General features: G+C 59.7%; 21 protein-coding genes. 4 read left to right on the forward strand and 17 right to left on the reverse strand.

Annotated elements, in window-relative coordinates:
• Nucleotides 1–120: 120 nt before the first annotated feature.
• From acnB to katG, 3 genes are all read right to left on the reverse strand, one after another.
• A complete protein-coding gene (gene acnB / locus WEU32_RS00660; protein WP_406852513.1) occupies nt 121–2,715 on the reverse strand; it encodes a bifunctional aconitate hydratase 2/2-methylisocitrate dehydratase in 2,595 nt (864 codons plus the stop codon).
• A 160-nt stretch (nt 2,716–2,875) separates the two neighbouring features.
• A complete protein-coding gene (locus WEU32_RS00665; protein WP_406852514.1) occupies nt 2,876–3,763 on the reverse strand; it encodes a hydrogen peroxide-inducible genes activator in 888 nt (295 codons plus the stop codon).
• Nucleotides 3,764–3,856: 93 nt separating this feature from the next.
• The gene (gene katG, locus WEU32_RS00670) at nt 3,857–5,995 is read right to left on the reverse strand and encodes a catalase/peroxidase HPI (RefSeq protein ID WP_406853467.1); all 2,139 of its coding nucleotides are present in this window, start codon (nt 5,993–5,995) and stop codon (nt 3,857–3,859) included.
• 473 nt (nt 5,996–6,468) lie between these two features.
• Between katG and WEU32_RS00675 the strand changes: the two genes are divergently transcribed.
• Nucleotides 6,469–7,023 (forward strand): peroxiredoxin, encoded by a 555-nt coding sequence (locus WEU32_RS00675; protein ID WP_312138675.1) that lies wholly within the window; start codon nt 6,469–6,471, stop codon nt 7,021–7,023.
• Nucleotides 7,024–7,180: 157 nt separating this feature from the next.
• Nucleotides 7,181–7,714, forward strand: coding sequence for a carboxymuconolactone decarboxylase family protein (locus WEU32_RS00680; RefSeq protein WP_406852515.1), 534 nt, complete (start codon nt 7,181–7,183; stop codon nt 7,712–7,714).
• 61 nt (nt 7,715–7,775) lie between these two features.
• On the opposite strand, the gene WEU32_RS00685 is transcribed toward WEU32_RS00680, so the two are convergent.
• The 10 genes from WEU32_RS00685 to WEU32_RS00730 form a co-directional block, all read right to left on the reverse strand.
• Nucleotides 7,776–8,210 (reverse strand): helix-turn-helix transcriptional regulator, encoded by a 435-nt coding sequence (locus WEU32_RS00685; protein WP_312138679.1) that lies wholly within the window; start codon nt 8,208–8,210, stop codon nt 7,776–7,778.
• 131 nt (nt 8,211–8,341) lie between these two features.
• Nucleotides 8,342–9,925 carry an apolipoprotein N-acyltransferase gene (lnt, locus tag WEU32_RS00690; protein ID WP_406852516.1) on the reverse strand — a complete coding sequence of 528 codons (1,584 nt, stop codon included), beginning with the start codon at nt 9,923–9,925 and terminating at the stop codon, nt 8,342–8,344.
• A gap of 16 nt (nt 9,926–9,941) precedes the next feature.
• Nucleotides 9,942–10,388, reverse strand: coding sequence for an rRNA maturation RNase YbeY (gene ybeY, locus WEU32_RS00695; protein WP_406852517.1), 447 nt, complete (start codon nt 10,386–10,388; stop codon nt 9,942–9,944).
• Nucleotides 10,385–11,380: a PhoH family protein gene (locus WEU32_RS00700; RefSeq protein ID WP_312138684.1), complete on the reverse strand. Its 996-nt coding sequence runs from the start codon at nt 11,378–11,380 to the stop codon at nt 10,385–10,387. Before WEU32_RS00700 ends, ybeY begins: the two co-directional genes overlap by 4 nt.
• Nucleotides 11,381–11,422: 42 nt before the next feature.
• Entirely contained in the window at nt 11,423–12,724 is a 1,302-nt protein-coding gene (gene miaB, locus WEU32_RS00705) for a tRNA (N6-isopentenyl adenosine(37)-C2)-methylthiotransferase MiaB (RefSeq protein WP_406853468.1), read from the reverse strand.
• A 149-nt stretch (nt 12,725–12,873) separates the two neighbouring features.
• On the reverse strand, nt 12,874–13,347 hold the full coding sequence (locus WEU32_RS00710) for a Fur family transcriptional regulator (protein WP_312814761.1): 474 nt from the start codon (nt 13,345–13,347) through the stop codon (nt 12,874–12,876).
• A 36-nt stretch (nt 13,348–13,383) separates the two neighbouring features.
• Nucleotides 13,384–13,809 carry a ribosomal protein S18-alanine N-acetyltransferase gene (gene rimI, locus WEU32_RS00715; RefSeq protein WP_312814763.1) on the reverse strand — a complete coding sequence of 142 codons (426 nt, stop codon included), beginning with the start codon at nt 13,807–13,809 and terminating at the stop codon, nt 13,384–13,386.
• Nucleotides 13,809–14,501: a tRNA (adenosine(37)-N6)-threonylcarbamoyltransferase complex dimerization subunit type 1 TsaB gene (gene tsaB, locus WEU32_RS00720; protein WP_406852518.1), complete on the reverse strand. Its 693-nt coding sequence runs from the start codon at nt 14,499–14,501 to the stop codon at nt 13,809–13,811. The genes rimI and tsaB overlap by 1 nt, the downstream gene beginning before the upstream one ends.
• A 21-nt stretch (nt 14,502–14,522) precedes the next feature.
• Entirely contained in the window at nt 14,523–14,846 is a 324-nt protein-coding gene (locus WEU32_RS00725) for a helix-turn-helix domain-containing protein (RefSeq protein ID WP_406852519.1), read from the reverse strand.
• Between the two features lie 92 nt (nt 14,847–14,938).
• Nucleotides 14,939–15,523 carry a helix-turn-helix domain-containing protein gene (locus tag WEU32_RS00730; protein WP_406852520.1) on the reverse strand — a complete coding sequence of 195 codons (585 nt, stop codon included), beginning with the start codon at nt 15,521–15,523 and terminating at the stop codon, nt 14,939–14,941.
• A gap of 106 nt (nt 15,524–15,629) precedes the next feature.
• On the opposite strand from WEU32_RS00730, the gene WEU32_RS00735 reads away from it, so the two are divergent.
• On the forward strand, nt 15,630–16,190 hold the full coding sequence (locus WEU32_RS00735; protein WP_406852521.1) for a NifU family protein: 561 nt from the start codon (nt 15,630–15,632) through the stop codon (nt 16,188–16,190).
• Between the two features lie 16 nt (nt 16,191–16,206).
• Here WEU32_RS00735 and WEU32_RS00740 read toward each other — a convergent pair whose 3' ends face one another.
• The 3 genes from WEU32_RS00740 to WEU32_RS00750 all read right to left on the reverse strand — a co-directional run bounded on the left by WEU32_RS00740 (nt 16,207) and on the right by WEU32_RS00750 (nt 23,216).
• Nucleotides 16,207–16,674, reverse strand: coding sequence for a universal stress protein (locus WEU32_RS00740; protein WP_406852522.1), 468 nt, complete (start codon nt 16,672–16,674; stop codon nt 16,207–16,209).
• 140 nt (nt 16,675–16,814) lie between these two features.
• Nucleotides 16,815–21,662 carry an NAD-glutamate dehydrogenase gene (locus WEU32_RS00745; RefSeq protein WP_406852523.1) on the reverse strand — a complete coding sequence of 1,616 codons (4,848 nt, stop codon included), beginning with the start codon at nt 21,660–21,662 and terminating at the stop codon, nt 16,815–16,817.
• A gap of 408 nt (nt 21,663–22,070) precedes the next feature.
• Nucleotides 22,071–23,216 carry an AI-2E family transporter gene (locus WEU32_RS00750; RefSeq protein WP_312138702.1) on the reverse strand — a complete coding sequence of 382 codons (1,146 nt, stop codon included), beginning with the start codon at nt 23,214–23,216 and terminating at the stop codon, nt 22,071–22,073.
• Between the two features lie 131 nt (nt 23,217–23,347).
• Here WEU32_RS00750 and WEU32_RS00755 point away from each other — a divergent pair, with 131 nt between their 5' ends.
• Complete coding sequence (locus WEU32_RS00755) at nt 23,348–24,856, forward strand: helicase HerA-like domain-containing protein (RefSeq protein ID WP_312138704.1); 1,509 nt, start codon at nt 23,348–23,350, stop codon at nt 24,854–24,856.
• A 2-nt stretch (nt 24,857–24,858) separates the two neighbouring features.
• Here the strand turns inward: WEU32_RS00755 and WEU32_RS00760 are convergent, their stop codons facing one another.
• A complete protein-coding gene (locus WEU32_RS00760; protein ID WP_406852524.1) occupies nt 24,859–26,607 on the reverse strand; it encodes an amidohydrolase in 1,749 nt (582 codons plus the stop codon).
• Between the last annotated feature and the right edge of the window lie 11 nt (nt 26,608–26,618).

The raw sequence follows: 26,618 nt of genomic DNA on the forward strand, positions 1-26,618 counted from the left end.
ATATAACTCATGAATTTAAAAAAATCAATGAATTTTCGATCAGCTCGATCGACAAAAAAGCCCTCTCGGATCACTCCGAGGGGGCTTCTTCATTTTCAACGCTAACCGTTGTGCCGAGACTTATTCAGCCGCAACACGGTCCGCATATTCTTCGATCTGGTCGAAGTTCATGTAGCGGTACACTTCATCAGCGTTCTCGTTGATGACGCCCATTTCGGCCATGTATTCGGCCACAGTCGGCAGGCGACCCAGTTTCGAGGCTACAGCCGCCAGTTCGGCCGATGACAGGAAGACGTTGGAGCCCTTGCCCAGACGGTTGGGGAAGTTACGGGTCGAGGTTGAAACCACGGTCGCGCCTTCCTTCACCTGTGCCTGGTTACCCATGCACAGCGAGCAGCCCGGCATTTCCATACGGGCACCAGCGCCGCCGAGGGTCGAGTAATGACCTTCCTTGGTCAGTTCCGAGGCGTCCATCTTGGTCGGCGGGGCAACCCACAGACGGGTCGGGATGTCCTTCTTGCCCTTCAACAGCAGCGAGGCAGCGCGGAAGTGGCCGATATTGGTCATGCACGAACCGATGAAGACTTCATCGATCTGGGTGTTCTGCACGTCCGACAGCAGGCGGGCATCGTCCGGATCGTTCGGCGCGCACAGGATCGGCTCGTTGATCTCGGCCAGATCGATTTCGATGACGTGCGCGTATTCGGCGTCGGCATCGGCTTCGAGCAGGTTCGGGTTGGCCAACCAAGCTTCCATGGCGTCGATACGGCGTTGCAGGGTGCGGGCATCCTGATAGCCGTCCGCGATCATGTTCTTCATCAGAACGATGTTCGAGGTCATGTACTCGATGATCGGCTCTTTATTCAGCTTGACGGTGCAACCCGCCGCCGAACGCTCGGCCGAGGCATCGGTCAGTTCGAAGGCTTGCTCGACCTTCAGGTTCGGCAGACCCTCGATTTCGAGGATGCGACCCGAGAAGGCGTTGATTTTGCCAGCCTTGGCAACGGTCAGCAGGCCCTGCTTGATGGCATAGTAAGGGATGGCGTGAACCAGATCGCGCAGGGTGATACCCGGCTGCATTTCGCCCTTGAAGCGCACAAGGATCGATTCCGGCATATCCAGCGGCATGACGCCGGTGGCAGCACCAAAGGCCACCAGACCCGAACCCGCCGGGAACGAGATACCGATCGGGAAGCGGGTGTGGCTGTCGCCGCCGGTGCCAACGGTGTCCGGCAGCAGCAGACGGTTCAGCCACGAGTGAATGACGCCGTCGCCCGGACGCAGGGCCACGCCACCACGGTCCGAGATGAAGTGCGGCAGTTCGCGGTGGGTCTTGACGTCAACCGGCTTCGGATAGGCAGCGGTGTGGCAGAAGGACTGCATCACCATGTCGGCCGAGAAGCCGAGGCAGGCGAGATCTTTCAGCTCGTCGCGGGTCATCGGGCCGGTAGTGTCTTGCGAGCCGACCGTGGTCATGCGCGGTTCGCAATAGGTACCCGGACGGATGCCTTGACCTTCCGGCAGCCCGCAGGCGCGGCCAACCATCTTCTGGGCAACGGTAAAGCCCTTGCCGGTATCGTTCGGAACGACCGGCAGGCGGAACTCGGTCGACGGCGCCAGACCCAGCGCTTCGCGCGCACGGGCCGTCAGCGAGCGACCGATGATCAGGTTGATACGGCCACCGGCTTGAACTTCGTCCAGCAGGACCTGCGACTTCAGCTCGAAGTCAGCAACCTTTTCGCCGTTCTTCTCGATCTTGCCTTCATACGGATAGATGTCGATGACATCGCCCATGTTCAGGTTCGAAACGTCCACTTCGATCGGCAGGGCACCGGAGTCTTCCTGCGTGTTGAAGAAAATCGGAGCGATCTTGCCGCCCAGCGTCACGCCGCCAAAGCGCTTGTTCGGCACATACGGAATGTCTTGGCCGGTGGCCCAGATCACCGAGTTGGTGGCCGACTTACGCGACGAGCCGGTGCCGACAACGTCACCGACATAGGCGACGAGGTTGCCCTTGGCCTTCAGGTCTTCGATGAATTGCATCGGACCGCGCACGCCGTCTTGCTCAGGCGTGATGCCGTCGCGCTTGTTCTTCAGCATGGCCAGATAGTGCAGCGGGATATCCGGACGCGACCAGGCATCCGGTGCCGGCGACAGGTCGTCGGTGTTGGTCTCGCCGGTCACCTTGAATACGGTGACGGTGATCTTCTCGGCGACTTTGTCGCGCGAGGTGAACCATTCGGCAGCCGCCCAGGATTCCAGAACGCCTTGAGCATTGGCAGCGCCCGGCTGCTTGCCCGACTTGGCCAGCTCGGCAACATCGTGGAAGAAGTCGAACATCAGAAGGGTCTTCTTCAGACCCTCGGCAGCGACCTTACCAACCACTTCGTCGTTCAGCAGGTCGATCAGTGGCTTGACGTTATAGCCGCCAACCATGGTGCCCAGCAGCTCGGTCGCACGTTCGCGCGACAGGGCAGGGACTTCGAAGTCGCCATGGGCCACAGCCGACAGGAAGGACGCCTTGACCTTGGCCGCATCATCCACGCCCGGCGGTACGCGATAGGTCAACAGGTCCAGCAGTTCTTCGGACGAAGCCTCTGCAGTCGGTGCCTTGATCAGTTCGATCAGATCAGCGGTTTGCTGGGCCGACAGCGGCAGGGGCGGAATGCCCATAGCGGCGCGTTCGGCAACGTGTTCACGATAGTTTTGCAGCATCGGTGATGACCCGTTTCTAAATCCCCGGCGGCGTGTGAGGAGGACCGCCAAATAAATATGCGTGGCCTTTCCCACATAAAGAATAGGGTCGCAATAGAAGGGCCTCGCCTGCGCCTTTGATCTCAGACGTAAGTCGTGGCCCGAAGGGTTCTAAAAGACCTCAGTCCAGTTTCAGGGCCTCGGCCAGCAGACGGGCCTCTGCGGCACGGCTGGAACCGGAGCGCCACGCCACCACGATCTCGCGATGGGGGCCATGTTCAGAGATCGGGCGCACCACAACTCCCGGATTGTCGGCCAGACCCGCATTCACCGCCATCTGCGGCAGGAAGCTGACCCCCAAGCCCGATGACACCATCTGAACCAGTGTCGGCAAGGTAGTGGCGGCAAACACATCGTCACCGCGCGGCGCTTCGATGTTTATCGCCGCCAACGCCTGATCGCGCAGACAGTGACCGTCCTCCAGCAGGATCAGGTCTTCGGATTTCAGCATGACTTGCGGGATCGGACCCGTTCCGGCCAGCGGGTGCCCCTTGGGGGCCGCTGCAACGATCTCGTCATCAGCAATGTGAGCATGGTCGATACCCGGCGCATCATAGGGCAGGGCGATCACCGCCGCATCCAGCTGGCCCGCCTTCAGACCTGCAATAAGACGCGGGGTCAGGTCTTCGCGGATATACAGGCGCAGGGCAGGGTGCTGCTCGCGCAGGCTTACCAGTTTTTGGGGCAGCAAATAGGGCGCAACCGTCGGGATCACACCCAGACGGAAACGTCCCGACAGTGGCTTGCCCGCATTGCGGGCCGCCTCGACCAGGTCTTCGGTGCGCGCTAGCACATCCTCGGCGCGCTTGACCGCCTCGGCACCGACAGCGGTCAGCAATACCGCGCCGCGCGTGCGTTCGACGACAGGGGCACCCAGTATGCGCTCCAGTTCCTGAACACCTGACGACAAGGCCGGTTGGCTGACATGGGCCGCCTCTGCGGCACGGCTGAACGAGCCATGCTCGGCAAGGAGCTTGAGATACTGGAGCTGTCGCAGGGATGGGAGCATAGAGCCGACATAGGGTTTCATCGGCCTAAGATCAAAATTCATTATGGTAAAAAGACGGGGCTTCTTCGGTGTGAAGAAGCCCCTGTCCTGCCTTTAGGCTTTCAGATCAAAGCGATCTGCGTTCATCACCTTGGTCCATGCGGCAACGAAGTCCTGAACAAACTTTTCCTTATTGTCGTCCTGGGCATAGACCTCTGCATAGGAACGCAGGATCGAGTTGGAGCCGAACACCAGATCGACGCGCGATGCGGTATATTTGGTCTGACCCGTTGCACGTTCGCGGATGTCATAGCTGTTCTTGCCAGTCGGAACCCACGAGAAGCGCATATCCGTCAGGTTGACAAAGAAGTCGTTCGTCAAGGCACCCAGGCGGTCGGTAAACTGACCCGCCTTATCGCCACCGAAGTTCGTGCCCAAAACGCGCATACCGCCGACCAGTACCGTCATCTCGACTGCCGTCAGGCCCAGAAGCTGGGCGCGATCCAACAGCATTTCCTCCGGCATGACGATTTCCGAGAACTGGGCCAGATAGTTGCGGAAGCCATCATGTTTTGGCTCCAGCACGTCAAACGATGCGGCATCGGTTTGTTCGGCGCTGGCATCTCCGCGACCGGGCGCAAAAGGCACAGCCACATTGAAGCCAGCCGCCTTGATGGCGTTCTCCAGACCCACATTACCGCCCAGAACGATCACGTCCGCCACGCTGGCACCGGTTGTCGCCGCGATCCCTTCCAGAACCGACAGTACGCGGGCCAGACGGGCTGGCTCGTTCGCGACCCAGTCCTTTTGCGGAGCCAAACGGATACGGGCCCCATTGGCACCGCCACGCATGTCGGAACCGCGATAAGTACGGGCGCTATCCCAGGCCGTATTGATCAGGTCGGCATCCGACAGACCCGACGCAGCGATTTTAGCCTTCACAGTCGAGATGTCATAAGCCGTATTGCCCGCCGGGATAGGATCCTGCCAGATCATGTCCTCTTGCGGGGCATCCGGACCGATATAGCGGCTCTTTGGTCCCATATCGCGGTGGGTCAGTTTGAACCATGCACGGGCAAAGGTTTCCGAGAAACCCTCGAAATCGTTCATGAAACGCAGCGAGATTTCGCGATAGATCGGATCGACCTTCAGCGCCATATCGGCATCGGTCATCATCGGTATGGTGCGGATCGACGGGTCTTCGACGTCAACCGGCTTGTCTTCTTCGGCGATGGTGATCGGTGCCCATTGCGAAGCCCCTGCGGGGCTGCGGGTCAGGGTCCATTCGTGCTTGAACAACATTTCAAAGAAGCCGTTGTCCCAGACCGTCGGGTGGGTGGTCCATGCGCCTTCGATGCCCGAAACCACGGTGTCACGGCCAATGCCGCGTCCTTTGGTGTTCATCCAGCCCATGCCCTGCGCTTCCAGTGCGGCATTTTCCGGATCGGCACTCAGGTTAGAGGCATCGCCGTTGCCGTGCGACTTACCGATAGTGTGGCCACCCGCGGTCAGGGCGACGGTTTCCTCGTCATCCATCCCCATGCGGGCAAAGGTTTCGCGCATCATGGCCGCCGTGGCCATCGGATCGGACTGACCGTTTACACCTTCCGGGTTCACATAGATCAGACCCATCTGCACAGCAGCCAGCGGGTTCTCCAGAGACTTGGCATCCTTCACATCGGCATAGCGATTGTCGGATGGCATCAGCCATTCTTGCTCGTCACCCCAATAGATGTCTTTTTCCGGATGCCAGATGTCTTCACGACCGAACGCGAAACCGAAGGTCTTCAGACCGGCAACCTCGTAGGCAATGGTGCCCGCATAGGAGATCAGGTCGGCCCACGAGAGCTTGTTGCCGTATTTCTTCTTGATCGGCCACAGCAGGCGACGGCCCTTGTCGGTGTTAACGTTATCCGGCCATGAGTTCAGCGGGGCAAAGCGCTGGTTGCCGGTACCATTACCGCCACGGCCATCGGTATTGCGATAGGAACCCGCCGCGTGCCACGAAACGCGCGCCATCATACCGACATAAGAACCCCAGTCAGCCGGCCACCAATCCTGACTGGTCGTCATCAGTGCGCGCAGATCGGCTTTGAGCGCGTCCACATCCAGCTTTTTGACTTCTTCGCGATAGTTGAAGTCCGTGCCCAATGGATTGGTCTTGGTGTCGTGCTGGGACAGGATGTCGAGGTTCAGCGCGTTCGGCCAGAACGAGAGAGAGGCCGCCGTCGCCGTGGTCGCCGCACCGTGCATGACGGGGCATTTTCCAGTCGGTTTGTCGATTTGTGTCACTACATATTCCCCTTGCTGATGGGCAGCGATTGATGACCTGTCACGAGGATAGGGGCCCCACCGTCACGCTCTCTGCAGACCCGCGAGCCGTGCTTGCAAAAGGCGTTCAGTGCCATGAACCTCTTCCATCGGGTTGATCGATGATGCGACCTTAGGCACGGGTTTCAAGAAAGCAAAATCGATTAAACCGTTCGTGACTAGTAGAAAAATTTATACCCGAACGCTGCAATGCAAAATCACACACGATGCATAACAACCGACTATGACAATGCCCCTATTCATAGTGTTGTTTTTTATGTATAAGTTACGTTTATAATAATCTTCAAAATCATTGATTTGACTTCGCGACTGCGAAAGGCCATCTGAGGCATCGTGATCACGCCCCTTCCGGCGTGTCCTCACCTCACATTATTTTTACGGATGGAGTTCCTGCTATGCTGGGCGTCGGTCAAAAACTTCCCGAGTTCAAAATCACTGGCGTGAAGCCGGGCTTCAACAGCCACGAAGAAAATGGCGTGTCGGCTTTCGAAACCGTCACCCAAGACTCTTTCGAAGGTAAGTGGAAGGTCATCTTCTTCTATCCGAAAGATTTCACCTTTGTTTGCCCGACCGAAATCGCGGCTTTCGCCAAGCTGAACAAAGAATTCGAAGACCGCGACACCGTCGTGCTGGGCGGTTCGACCGATAACGAGTTCACCAAGCTGGCATGGCGCCGTGACCACGCCGATCTGGACAAGCTGCCGATGTGGCAATTTGCCGACTGCGGTGGCAAGCTGGCCCGCGAACTGGGTGTTCTGGACGAAGAAAACGGCGTCGCCCTGCGCGCAACCTTCGTGGTTGACCCGCACAACGTCGTGCAACACGTCTACGTCACCAACCTTAACGTCGGCCGTTCGCCGGAAGACACCCTGCGTGTTGTTGACGCCCTGCAAACCGACGAACTGTGCGCCTGCAACCGTCCGGTTGGCGGTGAAACCCTGGCTGCCTAAGGCCAGTACAGGATTACCGGCCGCGTGAGCATGGCCGGGTCTACCTGCCGGTAACGGCAGTATCCTTCAGAGAGGCGGCGGCGGGTGACTGTCGCCGCCTTTTTGATACCTTGCTGGCTAAGTGTTCCAGACGTCCTTTTTTCACGGAGTCCTTCCCATGTCCCTCGACGCCCTGCGCGAACTGATCCCGTCCTATGCCAAGGACATCTCGCTGAACCTGTCTTCGCTGGCCAATGAAACCATTCTGACCGACCAGCAAAAATGGGGCTGCTATCTCGCCTCGGCGCATGCCATCGGTGTGCCTCAAGTCGTGAAGCTGATCGAAGCGCAGGCTGCGACGGTTCTGTCTCCCGAAGCCATGAATGCGGCCAAGTCGGCTGCCGCTATCATGGGCATGACCAACATCTATTACCGCTCGCTGCACCTGGTGAAGAACCAGGAATACACCACGCTTCCGGCCAAGCTGCGCATGAACGTGCTGGCCAATCCGGGCGTTGAAAAACTGGATTTCGAACTGTGGGCCACTGCTGTCTCGGCCATTAATGGCTGTGGTGCCTGCCTTGATGCCCACGAAGCCGAACTGCGCAAGCACGGCATGTCGAATGTTCAGGTTCAGGCTGCCCTGCGTATCGGTGCCGTCGTGCACGCCACCAGCCGTGTGGTCGCCTCGGCTATCGCTGCTGCCGAATAAGCACAGCCTATAAAGCTAAAAGAAAGGGGTCGGCTCCTGACGGAGACGACCCCTTTTCTGTTTAGGCCCGATTGGCCTGAAGTGCCGGTTCCGATCCTTCGCTGGACGCCACCATTTCACGCATCATTTCCAGAACCAGTTTTTGCTGGCGCGCCGTCAGTCGCGGTGCCAGTTGGCTGATTTCGATGCTTTGACGTGTCATCGGAAAATCATGGACGAAGACCTCGGCCCCATCCTCCGCCATTCCAGGCTGTGTCGTCAGTCCATCAAAGAAATAGCTCACATCGACGCTGAAGAAGCGCGCAATGTCCCAGAGCTTGGATGCAGAAATACGGTTGGCACCCTTTTCGTATTTCTGAATCTGCTGGAATGTCAGCCCCAAAGCACGCCCCAGATCGCTCTGATTATAACCCAGAGCCATCCGTTTTTCGCATACCTTTCGACCGACATGGCGATCTACTGGATGCGGCCCGCTCTCCCCCGCGTCTTTGACCATGCAGCAACTCTCTCAATACTGTGGAGCTTCACACATGCTGTGCATCGCAGATAATGTCACTCCAAATTTGACAAACTCGCCCAGTTTGCGACGCTTTTTAACCCCTTTGCAAGGTAAGCGGGAACGCGTTTCTATATTCCCGCTCTTCGCCCTAGACCTCGCCTCGAAATCACGCCGCGCGTGAAAATATAGGCAAGACTTAGCGCACCCATCAAAATCCAGTACGGGATTTGCCCCCACAGGCCAAAAGGCGTCACGGAGAGTGGTTTTGAAAGCCATACATCTACAGCCCGCGCCTCTCCGCGTCCGATCCGGCTGCCCTCGACAATACGGCCCAGCGGGTCGATCAGTGCGCTGACACCGGTCGGCGTGGCCCGCGCCATGGGCAACCCCGTCTCGATCGCGCGATACGAAGCCAAGTTCAAATGCTGTAGCGGACCGGATGTCTGACCAAACCAGGCATCATTGGAAACATTCACAATCCATGCCGGACGGGTTGCAGCCCGCGCATCGGTAAAGCCCGGAAACAGGCTTTCATAACAGACCAGAGGCTGGACCTGCGGCATGCCCGGTATCGATATAGGAGACGGGCTTGGCCCAGCCGAAAGGTCAGCCGGCATCTGCACCAGAGAGCGCACACCGATCGAGCCCATCAGGTCGCCCAAAGGCAGATACTCGCCAAACGGCACCAGACGGTGCTTGTCATAAATGGCGTCGATCCGCAGTCCTTCTTCGCCCAAAGCGGTCAAGGCAAACAAAGAGTTGAAATACTGGACGTCCTGACCCGGCACGACATCGGCACGGCTCAATCCGGCCAGCAGCACCTGTCCTTTCTTCAGGGAGGCAGCGATGGCGCGCGCATCCTCGCGGGCAAAGACATTATTAGCCAGATCAGGAAGGGCGCTTTCAGGCCAGATCACAACATCGGGCGTCCGTTTCGCGGGCTTGGCCGTCAGGTCCAGATAGCGTTGCAGGATGTCGTTATAATAGTCCTCGGACCATTTGTTCTCCTGCGCGACATTGGCCTGCACGATGCGGACCATCATATTGGAAGGCTGCACCTGCGTCGTCGCCAACCGATAGCTGCCAAAACCGAACAGGCCCGCCAATAGCGCGACGCCGCATCCTGCCACCAGCCACGCCTTGCGATCCCTGCCTGCCAGCATCAGGGGACCGAAGCTACAGGCCACCAGCAAAGTCACCACCCCCAGACCATAGACACCGGTTACAGAAGCAAGTTGTGACGGAGCCGAACCCGCGATCCAGCTGGCCCCTACAGGGTTCCACGGAAAGCCCGTCAATACATGGCCGCGCAACCATTCGAAGCCGCTAAAACAAACCACAAACAACGCGATGCGTGCCAAGCCGTGCGGTTTGAAGGCGCGATAGAGGGCCGTCGCCCCCCCCACAAACAAGCCTATCCCTGCGGGGAGAAGACTGGCCGCAAACGGGGCCATCCAGGCCTGTGCCGGATTGACGAAAAAAGCTTCGGCCACCCACCAGCAACCGATCAGGAAATAGGCAAAGCCGAACAGCCACCCCATCCAGAAAGCGCCGCGTACCCGAACCGATCGCTCGGCCAGCAACATCAGCACCGGATAGCCAAGCAGGCCGATCCAGATATTGAACGGAGGATGTGCCAGACCCGCCAGAAGGCCCGCCACCAGCGCCAGACCGATGCGGCCCCAGCGGTTACCTAATACCCTGTCCCACACCCGCATCATCCTGTGTTCAGTCCCGCTCACCAGCATAGGGGTCGGCTATGCCAAGGCTGGCGAGAATTTCCCGCTCCTCGGCTTCCATCTGTTCGGCTTCTTCGTCTTCGACATGGTCGCGCCCCAGAAGGTGCAGCACACCATGCACAACCAGATGCGACAGGTGATCTTTCAGGGTCTTGCCCTGCGCCTTGGCTTCCTCGACGCAGTATTCCAGTCCCAGCACTACGTCACCCAGATGGGGGAACGCGCTTTCGGCCGCCGGAAAGGACAGCACATTGGTTGGGCGGTCCTTGTCACGAAAACGCTTGTTGAGGTCCTGAACGGCTTCATCATCGGCCAGCAGCACCACCACATCGCCCTCGACAGAGCCGAGGGCCTTGGTTGCAGCGACATCGACAACAGCCTCGGCATCGGCCAGAGCCGCGTTCCAGCCATCGGCCTCGATCTCGATCTCGATCATGCCTCTTCAGGCTCCAACTCGTTAAATGGACGGTTGCGCGCCGCATCGCCGTCATAGGCGCGCACAATGCGCTCGACGAGGGCATGGCGCACCACATCCTCGGATTTGAACTGGTGAATACCGACGCCCTCGACGCCGTTCAGGATGCGCAGAGCATGGGCAAGGCCACTGTCGCGCGGGTTCATCAGGTCAATCTGGGTCGGATCACCCGTCACCACCATCTTGGCCCCTTCGCCCAGACGGGTCAGGACCATCTTCATCTGCATCCGCGAGGTATTCTGCGCCTCGTCGACAATGACAAAGGCGTGGCTGAGCGTGCGGCCGCGCATGAATGCGATGGGAGCCGCTTCGATCTCGCCCTTTTCGCGACGACGGGCCACATCGTCCGCACCCAGAATATCGTTCAGCGCTTCCCAGATCGGGGCCAGATAGGGATCGACTTTCTCGTTCAGATCCCCTGGCAGGAAACCCAGCTTTTCACCCGCCTCGACGGCAGGGCGCGTAATGACCAGACGATCCACCTGACCGCGCTTGAGCAGCGAGGCACCGTAGGCTGCCGCCAGAAACGTCTTGCCAGTGCCCGCCGGGCCAACCCCGAACGTCAGCTCGCACCGACCCAGCAGTTCCAGATATTTGGCCTGCGAGGCTGTCTTGGGTGCAATCGCCCCGCGACGTCCCACCGGCAGGGCCGCAGCATCGGGCACAGTGCGGCCTTCACCGGCACGGGGCGTTTTGAACGCCTGTCCAAGAGCGGCGCGAATATCGGCCTCGCCGACCTCGGTGCCGCGATCGGCCAGAATGGCGAGATTTTCAACCACCCGTTTGGCCTGCGCACGATCACGTGGAGAGCCGTTGATCGACACCCCGCCGCCGGGGGTTTCGATCAGGACTTTGAACGCATCCTCGATCAAAGCCATATGGCGGCTGCCATGGCCGATTACAGCCCGCAGGGCCTTGTCGCTCAAGGACAGAAACTCGGACTCGCGGGCCATCAGTTTTCCTTTCGATCCGTCATGGATACCCAACGGCTCGCATCAGGATTGGATCAGTTTTCCGCTCAGGCTGTTTTGCTTGCCCGATAGAATTTCAACATTGGCGATCTGTCCGATCAGGTGATCACCACCTTCGACGTGAACCGATTGCAGGTAGGGCGAGCGACCAATGGCCTGCTGATCGTGGCGCCCCTTCTTCTCGAACAGTACCGGCAGCACGCGACCTGCCAGCGACTGGTTGAACGCCACCTGTTGTTCGCTCAGCAGAGCCTGCAACGCATAGAGGCGCTCCTTGGCGACTTCTTCGGGTACATGCGCCGCCATAGTGGCCGCTGGCGTGCCCGGACGCGGCGAATAGATGAAGCTGAAGGCGCTGGCATAGTTCACACGGCGCACCAGATCGAGCGTATCCTCGAAGTCTCGGTCATTCTCGCCGGGGAAGCCGACAATGAAATCACCGGAAATGGCAATATCGGGTCGCGCTTCACGGATGCGGTCGATCAGGTCGAAATATTTCTGGCGACCATGTTTGCGGTTCATCAGGCGCAGGATGCGATCAGACCCCGCCTGAACCGGAAGGTGCAGATAGGGCATCAGAGTCTGAAGATCGGCATGGGCCGCGATCAGGTCATCCGACATGTCGTTGGGATGGCTGGTCGTATAGCGGATACGGTCGATGCCTTCGATCTCGGCCAGCGCATAGGCCAGCTTGGCCAGCGTAAACGGTTTTCCGTCCGGACCTTCGCCATCATAGGCGTTGACGTTCTGGCCCAGCAAGGTGATTTCGCGCACACCACGACCGGCAAGCGCGCGAGCCTCTTCCAGAACGGCCTTGACCGGGCGCGACCATTCAGCGCCGCGCGTATAAGGCACCACACAGAAGGTGCAGAACTTGTCACACCCTTCCTGCACGGTCAGGAAGGCCGTCACACCTTCTGTGCCACGGGTGACGGGCAGGGCATCGAACTTCTCATTGGGTGCAAAATCGGCACCAATACGCTCTCCGCGGGCGCGGGCCGTGCGGGTCAGCAACTCGGGCAACTGATGATAGGCTTGCGGCCCGACCACCAGATCCACTGCCGGCTGACGGCGCATGATTTCCTCGCCCTCGGCCTGGGCGACACAGCCGGCCACTGCAATGGTCATGCCGTTGCCACCCTTGGCGACACGCTTCTCGCGCATCTCGCGCAGCTTGCCGAGTTCCGAATAGACCTTTTCGGCGGCCTTCTCGCGGATATGGCAAGTATTCAGAATGACGAAATCGGCACCCTCGGCCGTATCCGTCGTGGCATAGCCCAACGGGCGCAGGACATCGGCCATGCGCTCGCTGTCATAGACATTCATCTGGCAACCATAGGTCTTGATGAACAGCCGCTTGGTCGCGCCTGTTGCCTCTACGGTATTGTCATCTTGGGCTACGGCCGGATCGAGAATATCGGTCATAGGCGGCTTATGATGCCCTATGCGGGCATCTGCAAGGCAGGGATGAGGCCTTAGCCCTCATCCTTGGCCACATCACGTTCGCGACGATAGATCAGACCTTCACGTTCACTGGGTTCCACGCCCGGAATCCGGTGGCCATAAAGCTCCAGCTTGTGACCCACCAGCTCATAGCCCAGCTTACGGGCGATCTCGTTCTTCAGATGTTCGATTTCGGCATCAAAAAATTCGATCACGTCACCGGTCTTGGTGTCGATCAGATGGTCGTGATGATCTTCGCCCGCTTCTTCATAGCGGCTGCGACCATCGCCGAAATCATGTTTTTCGACGACACCCGCTTCTTCGAACAGGCGCACAGTACGATAGACCGTGGCAATCGAAATATGCGGATCAATCGCCGAGGCGCGTCGATACAACTCCTCGACATCGGGGTGATCCAGGGCATTCGACAGAACCCGTGCAATCACGCGACGTTGTTCGGTCATCCGCATGCCACGATCGGCGCAAAGTTTTTCAATCCTGTCCATGCAGCCAAGATAGGTCGGACTGGCGATTTATGGAAGCTATTGAAGAAAGTTCAGCACCATCACGAGCGCATGTTCAGAACTTCCGTCCGTGCGCGTATAATAGTTCTTGCGCAAACCGACCTGTTCAAAGCCGCAAACAGTATAAAGCCCGATCGCAGCAGCGTTATTTTCTGCCACTTCCAGAAACATCCTTTCGGCCCCTAAGGTCGCCGTCGCCACCACAGCGTGCTCGACCAACAGACGTGCCAAGCCCTGACGGCGGCATGACGGGCGCACAGCAAGGGTCAGGATTTCTGCTTCGTCGGCAATGGTGCGCGTCAGGATAAATCCACGCTCATCGCCCAGTAGCGAAATACCGGCGCTGTCCAGTAACCGTGCAAAGGCGGCCTTGTCCCATGGGGCTTCAAACGCCTCGGCATGGATTTCGGCCAATTGGTCCGATGAAAGAGCGGGGTGGTCCATTAAACTGGGGCCGTGCGCGGCTGTCCCGGCAGCCGCGTGGGCGGCGTCGCATCGGGTGCACGCAAATATAGAGGCTTGGGCGGATGGGCGGGTGCATTCAGTGTCGCCGTCAACAAGGCCAGTGCCTCGGCGCTGGGTGCGGGCAGGGGATAGAGACGGGCCTTTTCCAACCGCGCATCATGAGCCAGCAAAACCTCTGCGCCCGAACCGACCAGTGCCACATCGCCATCCGGTGCTAAGGCGAGGATTTTAGCGGTCGCATCCTCTATGGCCAGAGCCTGCGCCTCGTCGACAGCCTCACCATTCTTGAACACCCGCATATAGACCTGCCCGCGACGGGCATCGATAGCGGCCACCACCCAACCGCTCGTGGGCACCGAAGCGGCCAAGCCGTCCAGCGTCGAAATCCCGACAACCGGACAATCCAGTGCGGCTCCTAAACCCAGCGCAAAGCTCAACCCTACGCGCAGACCAGTAAAACTGCCGGGACCGACCGTCACCCCGATCCGTTCAATGCCGGAAAATCCGCCCGCATCGCGCGACGCATCTCGTGCGAAACCGCCCAGATGCTCCTGATGCCCCTTGGTCATATTCTCTTGGCGCACGCCAAGCCCCTCGACGTGACCGCTTTCGACGCGAAAGCTTCCGGCGAGACAGGTGCCAAGGGACGTATCAATGACCATGAGTTTCATGGCCCTGTCCTAGCGCTCCCGTCAGGTCTGCGCCAGCGCCTCTATGATATGGGCCACCGAGCGGCGCAGGGCCTTATCCTCAATACGGATGAAGTTCTGCGAAATCGTTCGCTTCTCTGCTGTCATTGAAACGGCCTGAGCGGGGACAGGACCAGGTGGGAAGAAATCCCCGATGCTGCATTCCAGCACGGTTGCCAGCTCAAACAGGCGCCCGGCCGACAGGCGGTTCTGGCCGCCCTCGTATTTCTGAACCTGCTGAAAGCTAAGCCCGAGGCTTTTGGCCAGTGCGCTTTGCGACAGGCCTCTTTGTTGACGAAGCGAGGCAAGTGCCCGCCCGACCCACATATCGACCTCTCCGCACTGGCGTGACATCGGCACCCCCTCAAGATTGCAACGAAACCGTTGCACAGCTTAAGGTTTGATACAACGATTTTGTTTCAATCTGGCTCTAGACGTGCCGTCACTGCCGAGACCGCCACGATATCGCGCCATGAAAACTGTGTTTGGATGCCATCGGCATTGGCCAGAACCACACCCCGATCATCCGAACCCTGCCACAGACCCAAATGCAGGCGACCGTCCCGCAATTGCACAACCGCGCCGCCACCCTTTCTGGGCGGTCGATCTTTTTCATACTCAATAATCGTACCCGCGAAAGCCCACGGCCCCATATCGTCCGTATCCAGACGATAATGTTCACGCCGGATTTTGGGTGATGCAACCGGATCGAAATCGCGCCCCTTTGATTGAACACTCGAGCCATCTACCACAGGTAAAGCTATGGGCGAGGGGGCCGCTTCCGCCAGCAACATCAGGTCTTCGGGGGTGGCATCCAGTGCCGAGGTCAGACGCTTCTGCATGTCGGGGCGAAACAACCCCGCACGGCGCCCCGCTTCATAGAGGCTCCAGCCCTGACTGGTCATGCCAATACGGGCACCCGCCTCGGCCTGGCTCAAACCCCGCTCGCGCCGTAACCGGCCCAAGGCCTCGCCAATCCGTATTGCCGCTTCCTGTTCGTTCATGGATGCGAGACTGCCATCTAAAAACCGCCGTTACGAGTGGTTTCATGTGAAACATTAAGAGCCGCTGGCCCTTGAAGTCCGCCCGCGAAAGCCGCATCTGGCTAGCATGTTCATCCAGACCGAACCCACCCCGAACCCGAACGCCCTGAAATTCATTCCGGGTCGCGAGGTCGCGCCCGGCACATCCATCGAATATCGCACCATCGAAGAAGCAGCCGCTTCGCCGCTGGCCGAGGCCCTGTTCGAACTGGAAGGTGTCGACGGTGTTTTCTTCGGCGAGGACTACGTCTCTGTCACACGCCACGAACGCGGCCCCGGCTGGGGGGATATGAAGGCGTCGATCCTGTCGGTCATCATGGATCACTTCGTCTCGGGTGCACCCTTGCTGCGCTACGAAGCCAAGCCAGAAGGCCATGCCGAACAGGAAGACGACGAGATCATTCTGGAGATCAAGAACCTGCTGGACAGCCGCATCCGCCCTGCGGTGGCGCAGGACGGTGGCGACATTCTGTTTGACAGTTTCGACCACAAAACCGGCATTGTGCGTCTACGTATGCGCGGGGCCTGCTCGGGTTGCCCATCATCTTCGGCAACTCTCAAATCGGGTGTGGAACAGATGCTGCGCCACTATGTACCCGAAGTGAATGCGGTAGAGCAGGTTCTGTAGAACCTGCCCAACGGCCTCAGGCGACATCGTCGATATCGGCGTCCGTCATTTCGCCCGGCACAATCGTCACCGGCAGTTTACGCCCTTCGACGCCAACACCCTGTTTTAGAATGGCCGAAACCAGTGGCCCCGGACCTCGGGAGCCGGATGCGGCCGCCAGTACCAGAATCTTGATGTCTGGATCTTCGGCAGCTGCTCGTCTTATAGCCGCCAGCGGATCGCCCTCGGCAATCAGAAAGACGGGCGCGTGTCCGGACCTTTCCACCACCGTTTCACTGAGCCGGGCCAGCAAGGCCTCGGCCTCCTCGCGGTTCTGGCGGCGTATTTCATCACGCACGCCTGACCAGTGTTCGTCTGTGGCTGCAGGCGTCACACGCAACAACACGACCCGTCCGCCGGTAGAACGCGCGCGCTGCGAGGCATAGCCCAGCGCCGCATTCATCTCAGGTGTATCGTCAACAACGACCAGAAATTTCCGGATCAAATCCGCCGCTCCGCCAATGGTTTGAAACATCAGCTAAACCAAAGCCCGCCCTTGCGCCAACCCCCATCACGGCCTCGTTAGCGACCAGAAAAAAGGCGGCCCCGTCAGGAGCCGCCCATTTCCTTTGTTCAAAAACCTGATCAGGCCGCGCTGGAGATCACCTCGCGAATGCCCGAATTGGCAATCGTCAACTTGGCGAAGGTCCAGCCCGCACCCGAGGTTTCGATACCGTCCACCGAAGCCCGCAGGGCCTCGACTTGCGGCAGGCGATCACCAATCCAGCTGTCCACTGCAGCTTCCGCATCGGCTTCACTGATCGAAACGCTTTCATTGACCGAGGCGGCAACGGCGCGGGTCAGCTGCTGCTGTTCGGCCATCAGGTCTTGAATCAGGCGACGCACGGCCAGACGGTCAAAATGGTCACCCGAGGCGATCGAACCGGCGGCCACACGCAGACGGTCAAAGTCGAACGCGGCACCCACCTGGTGATAGAGGCGCGCCATTGCCGGTGCGTTCCAACCCATTTCAGTCGCCAGATCACCAATGTCGGCGGTTGCCACCATCGGACGCAGCATAGCGATATCGCGGGCCAGAGCTTCGGGAGCCCCCAGACCCACAAAGGTGGCCACACGGCTCTCATAGCGATCCTGCTCGTAACGCGACAGCACGTCCGGCCCTGCGGCACGCAGGGCGTCCGCTGCGGGCTGATAGGCCGCAATCATGCTGCCTACAGTCGTTTCCGTGCGAGCGGCACGGCGAGCCAGCCAATAGGTCTGACGACGCAAGACCAGTGCGATCTCGCGATACAGAGCGGTCTGGGCCTCTGCCGGAATCTTGAGATCCAGCGCCGAAACATCCTTCCATGCCTGATCCAGACGGAAGACCTGACGGGCAGTTTCAAACGCGGTGACCATAGCCGCCGTGTCGCATTCCGCTGCCGCACGCAGGCGATCAGGGAAGGTGGCACCGGCCATGTTGACGATCTCGTTCGACAGCACAGTCGCGATGATATCACGACGTAGGCGGTGACCCTTCATATCCTCTTCGAACTTCGCCAGCGGTGCCGGGAAGTAGTGGACCAGCATATCTTCGAAGAAAGCATCGTCCGGTGCCGCCGAGGCGACAATCTCGTCAAACAGTTCCAGCTTCGAATAGGCCGTCAACACCGCCAGTTCCGGACGGGTCAGGCCCGTACCTTGCAGCTTCATCTCGGCGATGCGGGCATCGTCGGGCAGATATTCCACGGCACGGTTCAGCTTACCGAGTGCGGTCAGGTGCTGCATGAAGGCCTGCTGGGCGTCCAGAGCCGCTGCGCCTTCAGCCTGCTGTAGGGTCACAGCCAGGGTCTGGTCGTAATTGTGCGCCAGAACCTTTTGCGCCACTTCATCGGTCATCGACTTCAGCAGGGCATTGCGGTCCTCGGCCTTGAGGTGACCCGAGGCGATAGCACCGCCGGTCAGAATCTTGATGTTCACCTCTTGGTCCGAACTGTCCACGCCCGCCGAGTTGTCGATGGCGTCGGTGTTCAGACGGGTACCCGCACGGGCGGCTTCGATACGACCCAGCTGGGTCATGCCGAGGTTGGCACCTTCGCCGATAACCTGTGCACGGACATCGCCGCCATTGATACGGATCGCATCATTGGCCTTGTCGCCGACCTGGGCGTTGGTTTCGCCTGCACCCTTGATGTAGGTGCCGATGCCGCCGAAATAGAGCAGCTCTGCACGGGCCTTCAGGATGGCCTGCATCAGGGTGACCGGATCGACCGTATCGGCCTCGATATCCAGCATTTCCTTGATCTGCGGGGTCAGGGTGATGGTCTTGGCCGCACGCGAGAAGACACCCCCGCCTTCAGAGATCAGGCCCTTGTCATAGTCCTGCCAGGTCGTGCGCGGGGTGTTGAACAGACGGTTGCGCTCTTCCCACGACTTGGCCGGATCAGGGCTCGGGTCGAGGAAGATATCGCGGTGGTCAAAGGCTGCCACCAGCTTGATCGCCTTGGACAGCAGCATACCGTTGCCGAACACGTCACCGGACATGTCGCCCACGCCGACCACTGTGAACGGGTCGTTCTGGATGTCCTTGCCGGTTTCGCGGAAGTGGCGCTTGACCGCTTCCCATGCGCCGCGCGCGGTGATGCCCATTTCCTTGTGGTCGTAACCGGCCGAGCCGCCCGAGGCAAAGGCATCGTCCAGCCAGAAGCCGTAAGACTGTGACACGCTATTGGCGATGTCCGAGAAGGTCGCCGTGCCCTTGTCGGCGGCCACCACCAGATAGGGGTCGTCACCTTCCCAGGCGATGACGTTTTCAGGACGTACCGGCGCACCTTCACCGACGATGTTGTCGGTGATGTCGAGCATACCGGACAGGAAGGTCTTATAGGCGCGGATCGCTTCGGCCTGCATGGCGTCGCGGTCACCACCGACGGGCAGTTGCTTCGGATAGAAGCCACCCTTGGAGCCGACCGGCACGATGACCGAGTTCTTCACCTGCTGAGCCTTTACCAGACCCAAAACCTCGGTGCGGAAGTCGTCGCGACGATCCGACCAGCGCAGACCCCCACGGGCCACAGGACCAAAGCGCAGGTGAGCGCCCTCGACATGCGGTGCGCAGACGAAGATTTCGCGGAACGGCTTGGGCAGCGGCATTTCCTCGATCTCGCGCGGGGCGATCTTGATCGAGATATGCGGCTTGCCTTGATAGAAGTTGGTGCGCTTTACGGCACCGATAAGATCGGCAATGCGACGCAGGGCTCGGTCGTGGTCCAGGCTGGCCACACCCTGAAGCAGGGTCGTGATCGTCTTCTGGATTTCCGCCACACCGGCTTCACGCGAAGCCGCGTCACCGCCTTTGGCCGGATCAAACTTGGCCGCGAACAGGGACAGGATCGCGCGCGAGACCTGCGGATATTCCCGCAGAGCCACTTCCTGAACCGCCTGCGACGGATCAAGACCGGTCTGCTGGCGATAGCGGGCAAGGGTGCGGATCAAAGCCGCTTCACGCCAGTCGATCGCCAGTTCCAGAACCAGACGGTTGAAGCCGTCGCTCTCGGTGCGACCATTCCATACCGCTGCAAATGCCGCCTCAAACGGTGCCTTGATATCGGCAAATTCGAGCTTGTCGCCACGCGGGTCTTCCAACAGGAAGTCGTGGATATAGATCGGTTCATCACCTTGCGGACGCACAACGTGGTCGGATTCTTCCAGCGTCTTGAGACCCATATCAGCCAGGATCGGCAACACATCCGACAGAGGCACAGCCGAACCGCGGCGATACAGTTTAAAGCGGAACTGCAACGAGGTTTCGCCCTCGGTGCGGAAGGCGCGCACAGCCACCGGCTCGGCGCTGATACCGTCAGCTGCTGATCCGTCATTCAGACGGTCAAATTGACCCAGATCGGCCACGGCCTCCGTAGCGTCATAACGGTCGCGGTAACCGGCGCCATAGCTTTCAGCCCACTTGGCACTGGTCGGACCAACAGCCACTTCATCGAAATCAGCGGCGCGCAATGCGCTTTCGAAACGGTCAACCCACGAACGGCCAGCCTCGGCTACTGCCGCTTCCAGTACCTTGGCATCGGGCGTCGGGTGGGCCCCCGGCGTCACGCCGATAATGTAGTGAACACGGGTCAGGGGCTGATCCGACAGTTGCGGATACCAGGCCGAAACACGACCGCCCCAAGCCTCGGCCAGAATCTGGCCGATACGGGCCCTCAAGCTTGCATCAAAGCGCTCTCGCGGAATGAAGGCCAGAACAGAGACAAACCGGTCGAACGGGTCACGGCGCGAGAATAGACGGATACGCGGACGGTCATACAGGTGCAGAATGCCCAGCGCCGTATCCAAAAGCTCGTCTTCCGAGATCTGGAACAGCTCGTCGCGCGGATAGTTTTCGAGAATGTTCTTCAGGCGCTTATAGTTGTGGCTGCCCTCGGCCTTGTCCGCACGCGCCAGCGCATTGGCCACCTTGCGACGGATCAGAGGGACGACCGACGCCATCTTGTCATAGGCTTCTGCCGTGAACAGACCCACGAAACGGGTCTCTCCCACAGCACGGCCCTGCGCGTCGTAGCGTTTGACACCGATGTAATCCATTACGGCACGGCGATGGACACGCGAACGCAGGTTGGACTTGGCCACCGTCACCGGATCACTGTGGTCCATCTGCTGCTTCATGGCCGGGGTCAGAACAGCCGGCTCAGAGGCACGGCGCAGAACGCGACGCTCGGGATCGCTCAGGATACCCATGCCGCTTTCGTTTTCGCTCATCGGCGCTTCGGCCTGAAGCTCGCCATTGGCACCGACCGGGAAGTCGTAGTCGCGCGCGCCAAGGAAGACGAAATGGTCACTCTTGACCCAGCGCAGGAAGGCGATGTTTTCCTCGCGCACCGCCGGATCGATCCGGTCCGAATTATGGGCTTCCAGTCGGCCAATCGCCTGCTGCATGGCCTCGACCATGCGGGCATGGTCCTGAACCGCCAGACGCACATCGCTCATGGCCGAAGCCAGGCCCTCGCCCAGAACGTCGCGGCGTTCCTGTGGCAGCGGATCAATAATCAGGATGATCAGCGAGTCACAGCGACCTGCGCCCATCTCGACAATAGGGTGGTACAGGGCGCGCACCGTCACGCCCGCATCGGCCAGTTCACCCAGCACGCTGTCCACCAGGAAGGGCGCGTCGTCCTGAAGGATCAAAACCTGATCATAACCCGTCGCGCGACCGTCGGCACCGTTCAGCGGTCCAACTGTCACAAAGGCCTGCGAACCGGCTTCGCGCTTGCTGGCCTGTTGCCATGCCTGATTGATCAGGGCGGCCAGATCGTTCAGACCGACTTCTGGGGTTTCGTCCGCTTCGTAATCTTCGATCACCTGCTCCAGCAGGGACGCCTGTGCCGCTCCCGGCGGGCCTGAAGCAACCTCGGAGAAGGCTTTCAAAAGCGCCTCCAGATTGGCCTGACCGGCGGAAGCAGAACGCGAAGCGGCTGACATAATCTATTCTCGTCAAACGGGGCCACACAGGCCACCTGATCGGGCCACCTTAGCGCCCTGCGTGTCTATGCCTAGTGGCCTTTTGGCCCATATCTCTGTGTGCAGCGCACAATGTTGCGCGAACGGCCCACCTGACGAAAGGCCGATCCATAAAGCTGCCATAATGTTGAAGATTTCGCCCCAAATCCGCCCCGTCTACGGTGACCCATGAGACATGTTGGAGGCTGAATTGAACAAGGCCGTCGAACGGGGTCCGACGGCCTGCTCAAGTCCGGCGCTAGGAGGGGAAGCGCCGGCCATTTAACGCGCGGCCCGGGGAGGGGAGGGGAGGGCCGCGGCGTCTGATTGTTGATTTAGAGACCGATTACGGCGAATCAAGGACAGTTCGAAGAAATTTTTCGACCAAATTCAGGATTTGCGCCGCAATTTTCCGATCAATCGGTCAGATAGTGACGCTTTCGTGTCAGTTTTGCTGGATTCCGGCGTTCCGTCACCTGCATAGGGATTGCCATCACCAGAAAGCAATACGGCCATCCAGCGCGAGCCTTTGAACTCTGCCAAAATGGCCATGGCCATCACAGCCAGCGGCGTGGACAGGAACATACCTACCACACCCCACAGCTTGCCCCAGAAGGCCAATGCCAGCAGCACCGCAATCGGGTCAATATTCTGGTTGTCGCCCTGCATACGCGGCTGGATCACATTCCCCACCACAAACAAAAGGGTCTGCAATCCCACCAACAGGATCAGGGCTGGCCAGTAGCTCTCGAACTGGACCAGAGCAAATAGCGGTGGTGCCAGACCGGCAATCGCACCGCCCAGGATCGGAATAAAACCGACTACAAAGATCACAAAGGTCCAGAACTCGGCATTCTGCAATCCTACGACACGCATCAGTATCCAGGCTACAAAACAGATCATCACACCGGTAACAGCCTGCACCCATAGATAGCCCTCGACCCCGCCGCGTACACGCTCATAGACTTGAAGCGCTTCGTGACGATGTCCGCGATCCGGGAACAGGCCGACGATCTTCTTTTTGAAGCCGTGACGCGAAGCCAGTAGAAAACCCAGATAGATCAGAACAAAAAACGCGCTGGAAGCAATGCCCTGCGCCTGCAACGCCGCCGTGGTCAGCCAGCCGCGCAGATCGATCCCTGCAATCATCTCCTGCAAGGTTGGAGGATTTTCAACGCCGAACAGGCTGCTAATATCAAGGCTGATCTGGTCGATACGCGGACCGATACTCCCCGCCACGCCCGAGGCATCGGTAAAGAAGCCCGCCGCACCGTCGATGATAATCCAGATCGAGATCAGAAAACCTATAACCACCAGTCCGATTGCGGCCAGCCCCGCAAATCTCGTCGGAATGCGCGCCCTGTTCGACAGCCAGCGTTCAATCCCTCCGATCATGATCATCAGAAAGATAGCCATGGCCAATGGCGTCAAAATATCACGCAGCCAGTAAAGCGAGGCCCCCGCGGCGACCACCGCGACAATGACAATCGCATTGCGACTGGAGACAGCGATATTGGACGTCAAAGGTAATTTCATGAAAACACGGTCCGGCTGAGAGTATCTGCTCCCTCAATCACACAGGAAACATGATAGTTCCCATTCTCATAGCTTCCCCTTGTGTGATCGTCACGGGCGCCGCAGCGTGATGCCTCAAACGGAGACCCTGTATGACCGATACCCCTTCGCTTTTTCTCGGCCAGTCTTTTGATGGTCAGCCACAGCGCCTTTTGCTGAACCGTGCCAACCGTCACGGTATCGTCGCGGGTGCCACCGGTACGGGTAAGACCGTCACGCTGCAAATCATGGCCCAGGGTTTTGCCGATGCGGGCGTTCCGGTCTTCTGTGCCGACGTCAAAGGCGATCTGTCCGGTATTTCGCAGGCAGGCGGTACCGAAAAATTTGCCGAACGGGCCGCCAAGCTCGGCGTGGCACTGCATGGACGGGCCGCCCCGACCGTGTTCTGGGACCTGTATGGTGAAAAGGGCCACCCGATCCGCGCCACGGTTTCGGATGTCGGCCCCTTGCTGCTGGCGCAGATGCTGCAACTGAACGAGGTGCAGGAAGGCGTCCTGTCGATTGCCTTCCATGTGGCCGACAAGGAAGGCCTGCTGTTACTCGACCTTGAGGATCTGCGCGCCCTGCTGACCTATCTGTCGGAAAACGCCAAGACCATCGGTGCCGAGGTCGGCAGCGTCTCGCCGCAATCTGTCGCGGCCATCCAGCGCTCGATCCTGCAACTGGAACAACAAGGGGCCAAGAGCTTCTTTGGCGAACCGGCCCTCAAACTCGATGATCTGATCAAGACCCCCTACGGTATGGGCCAGATCAATGTGCTGGATGCCACGCGCCTGATGAACAGCCCGCGTCTGTATTCCGCCTTCCTGCTCTGGCTGTTGTCAGAACTGTTCGAACAGCTTCCCGAGATCGGCGACCCCGACAAACCCAAGCTGGTCTTCTTTTTTGATGAAGCCCACCTTTTGTTCAACGATGCGCCACGCGGCCTGCTGGAGAAGATCGAGCAGGTTGTACGCCTGATCCGTTCCAAGGGTGTCGGCGTGTATTTTGTCACGCAAAATCCGGCCGACATTCCCGACACCGTGCTGGCGCAATTGGGCAACCGCATCCAACACGCCCTGCGCGCCTATACGCCCGCCGAACAAAAGGGCCTGCGCGCCGCTTCGCAGTCCTTCCGCACCAATGACACCTTTGACACCGCCGAGGCTATTCAGGCCTTGGGCGTCGGCGAGGCTCTGGTTTCGGTGCTGGATGAAAAAGGGGCCCCCACCGTTGTTGCCCAGACCAAGATCCGTCCGCCGGATTCACGTCTGGGCCCCGCTACAGATGCCGAACGCGCCGCCATTATCCAGAACAGCCCGGTGCGCGGCATCTATGACACCGCCATCAATCGCGAGAGCGCCGAAGAAATCCTAAAGGCCCGTAAGGCACAGGCCCAGCGTCTGGAGGCCGACACCAAGGCCGCTGTAGAAGCCGAAAAAGCCCGTGCCAAGGCTGAAAAGGAAGCGGCCAAGGCCGCAACGGCTGCCCGTGCGCCCGCGCGTCGCTCGACCCGCGAAACCCCGACCGAGGCCCTGACCAAGTCGGTGCTCAGGACCGTCGGCACCACCCTGACCCGCGAGCTTTTGCGCGGGGTGCTGGGCGGTCTGAAGAAGCGCTAGGCTTAAGAGAAGACGACCTTGCCGCCTTCCTTATAGACCTCGCTGACCTTGATCCCGGCAATACGGTCGGGATCAATGGTTACGGGGTCGTCTTCCAGCAGCGTCATGTCCGCCAGCTTGCCCGCCACAAGCGAGCCCTTCTGGTCGTCCTCATAGTGCTGCCACGCGGCCCACAGGGTCATAGCCTTCAGGGCGATCTCGACGGGTACACATTCATCCGGTCCCAGAATATCGCCCGATCGCGTGCGCCGCGTTACCGTCGCCGACAGTACCCGCATCGCATCGGGATTGGCCACCGGCGCATCATGATGCGAAGTAAAGCGCATTCCGCGTCGTACCACCGACATACAGGGCGAGATAAACTCGGCCCGACGTGGCCCCAGCACGGAATCCCTGTGCCAGTCCCCCCAATAGAAGGTGTGCATAGGGAAGAGCGACGGCACGATGCCCAGCGTCTTCAGATCGTCCAACTGGTCCTCGCGCGTGGTCTGACCGTGGATCAGAACGGGTCGGCGGTCCTCCTGACCATGTTTGCGGGTCGCATCACGAACGCCGGCGATTAACAGATCAATCGCTGCATCCCCATTGGCATGCACCTCGATCTGCCAGTTATTGGCAAAGGCCAGATCGACCATTTCCAGCGCTTTTTGCTCGCTGACCGCCGGATAGCCGCGATAGGAAGCAGGCTGACCTTCGGGCGGGATGAAATAGGGTTGCGACAGCCACGCGGTTTTGGCCTGTGGCGAGCCATCCAGCGTCAGCTTGACCCCGCCAATGCGATAACGGCCTTCATAATGGCGCCGGAACAGCGGCGTCGCCATCACATCTGTCGATGTCAGGATGTCGGGGAAAGACAGAATGTCGATCGGCAAAGCCCCTTCGGCGGCCAAGCTTGCAATCATGTTGCAGGTGTCCGTCGAGGAGCGTCCGTCCTGGGCGGTGGTATAGCCGAAACGGGCATAGTAACGCGCGCCCTCGACCAGCATCTGCCGGTTGGCCTCAAGGCTCAGGCGGGTGAACAGGCCCCCCATGACGGCAAACAGGGCCGTCTCCTCCATCACCCCATTCGGCTCGGACGAGCCGTCGCGGCGACGAAACACGCCATTGTCCGGATCGGGCGAACTGGCACTGATCCCCGCTGCGGCCAGTGCGGCACTATTGGCCGATCCCATATGGCCGGACTGGTGCAGGAACAGGATCGGCACATCCGTAGAAATCGCATCCAGTTCGTCGCGTGTCGGGTGGCGCTGTTCCTTTAATTGGGAATCGTCATAGCCGAATCCGATCACCAGACCCGTATCACGCACCAGATCGGCATGACGGTCCATCCACACGCGCGTCACCCGTTGCAGGGCAGGGATGTCGTTGCCCTCGCCATCGGGCGCGGGCAGCAGGTTAGCATAGCGCGCCTGTAGACCCACCATCGACACATGGCCGTGCGGATCGAAAAAGCCCGGCAGCAGGGTACGCCCCTGAAGGTCCACCATGCGAGCCCCGCGTCCAACCACGGAGCGGACATCATCAAGCGCACCAACGGCAACAATCCGGCCACCACGCACCGCCAGCGCTTCGGCAACAGGCATGGTATCATTGATGGTACGGATCATCCCGCCCGAGAAGACCGTCGTCTCCTGTCGCGTCTGTGACCATACCGGAGAGGCCACGAGCGCCGATGCGCCCAATCCGGCACTGGCTCCGGTCGCTGCCAGAAAACTGCGACGGTTAAACCCTTCAAAAGCAGAATACGGCATGGGGGAGTGCC

It is taken from the genome of Brevundimonas sp. BH3, from assembly GCF_045345115.1.
In the GTDB taxonomy this organism is placed as follows: Bacteria; Pseudomonadota; Alphaproteobacteria; order Caulobacterales; family Caulobacteraceae; genus Brevundimonas.

Coding starts and splice junctions, on each gene's coding strand:
- WEU32_RS00735 (WP_406852521.1), top strand. CDS start 15,630: ATGTTCATCCAGACCGAACCCACCCCGAACCCGAACGCCCTGAAATTC.
- WEU32_RS00710 (WP_312814761.1), bottom strand. CDS start 13,347: ATGGACAGGATTGAAAAACTTTGCGCCGATCGTGGCATGCGGATGACC.
- WEU32_RS00680 (WP_406852515.1), top strand. CDS start 7,181: ATGTCCCTCGACGCCCTGCGCGAACTGATCCCGTCCTATGCCAAGGAC.
- WEU32_RS00760 (WP_406852524.1), bottom strand. CDS start 26,607: ATGCCGTATTCTGCTTTTGAAGGGTTTAACCGTCGCAGTTTTCTGGCA.
- tsaB (WP_406852518.1), bottom strand. CDS start 14,501: ATGAAACTCATGGTCATTGATACGTCCCTTGGCACCTGTCTCGCCGGA.
- WEU32_RS00755 (WP_312138704.1), top strand. CDS start 23,348: ATGACCGATACCCCTTCGCTTTTTCTCGGCCAGTCTTTTGATGGTCAG.
- ybeY (WP_406852517.1), bottom strand. CDS start 10,388: ATGATCGAGATCGAGATCGAGGCCGATGGCTGGAACGCGGCTCTGGCC.
- WEU32_RS00685 (WP_312138679.1), bottom strand. CDS start 8,210: ATGGTCAAAGACGCGGGGGAGAGCGGGCCGCATCCAGTAGATCGCCAT.
- WEU32_RS00750 (WP_312138702.1), bottom strand. CDS start 23,216: ATGAAATTACCTTTGACGTCCAATATCGCTGTCTCCAGTCGCAATGCG.
- WEU32_RS00730 (WP_406852520.1), bottom strand. CDS start 15,523: ATGAACGAACAGGAAGCGGCAATACGGATTGGCGAGGCCTTGGGCCGG.
- acnB (WP_406852513.1), bottom strand. CDS start 2,715: ATGCTGCAAAACTATCGTGAACACGTTGCCGAACGCGCCGCTATGGGC.
- WEU32_RS00700 (WP_312138684.1), bottom strand. CDS start 11,380: ATGGCCCGCGAGTCCGAGTTTCTGTCCTTGAGCGACAAGGCCCTGCGG.
- WEU32_RS00675 (WP_312138675.1), top strand. CDS start 6,469: ATGCTGGGCGTCGGTCAAAAACTTCCCGAGTTCAAAATCACTGGCGTG.
- rimI (WP_312814763.1), bottom strand. CDS start 13,809: ATGGACCACCCCGCTCTTTCATCGGACCAATTGGCCGAAATCCATGCC.
- miaB (WP_406853468.1), bottom strand. CDS start 12,724: ATGAATGTCTATGACAGCGAGCGCATGGCCGATGTCCTGCGCCCGTTG.
- katG (WP_406853467.1), bottom strand. CDS start 5,995: ATGCACGGTGCGGCGACCACGGCGACGGCGGCCTCTCTCTCGTTCTGG.
- WEU32_RS00725 (WP_406852519.1), bottom strand. CDS start 14,846: ATGTGGGTCGGGCGGGCACTTGCCTCGCTTCGTCAACAAAGAGGCCTG.
- WEU32_RS00745 (WP_406852523.1), bottom strand. CDS start 21,662: ATGTCAGCCGCTTCGCGTTCTGCTTCCGCCGGTCAGGCCAATCTGGAG.
- WEU32_RS00665 (WP_406852514.1), bottom strand. CDS start 3,763: ATGCTCCCATCCCTGCGACAGCTCCAGTATCTCAAGCTCCTTGCCGAG.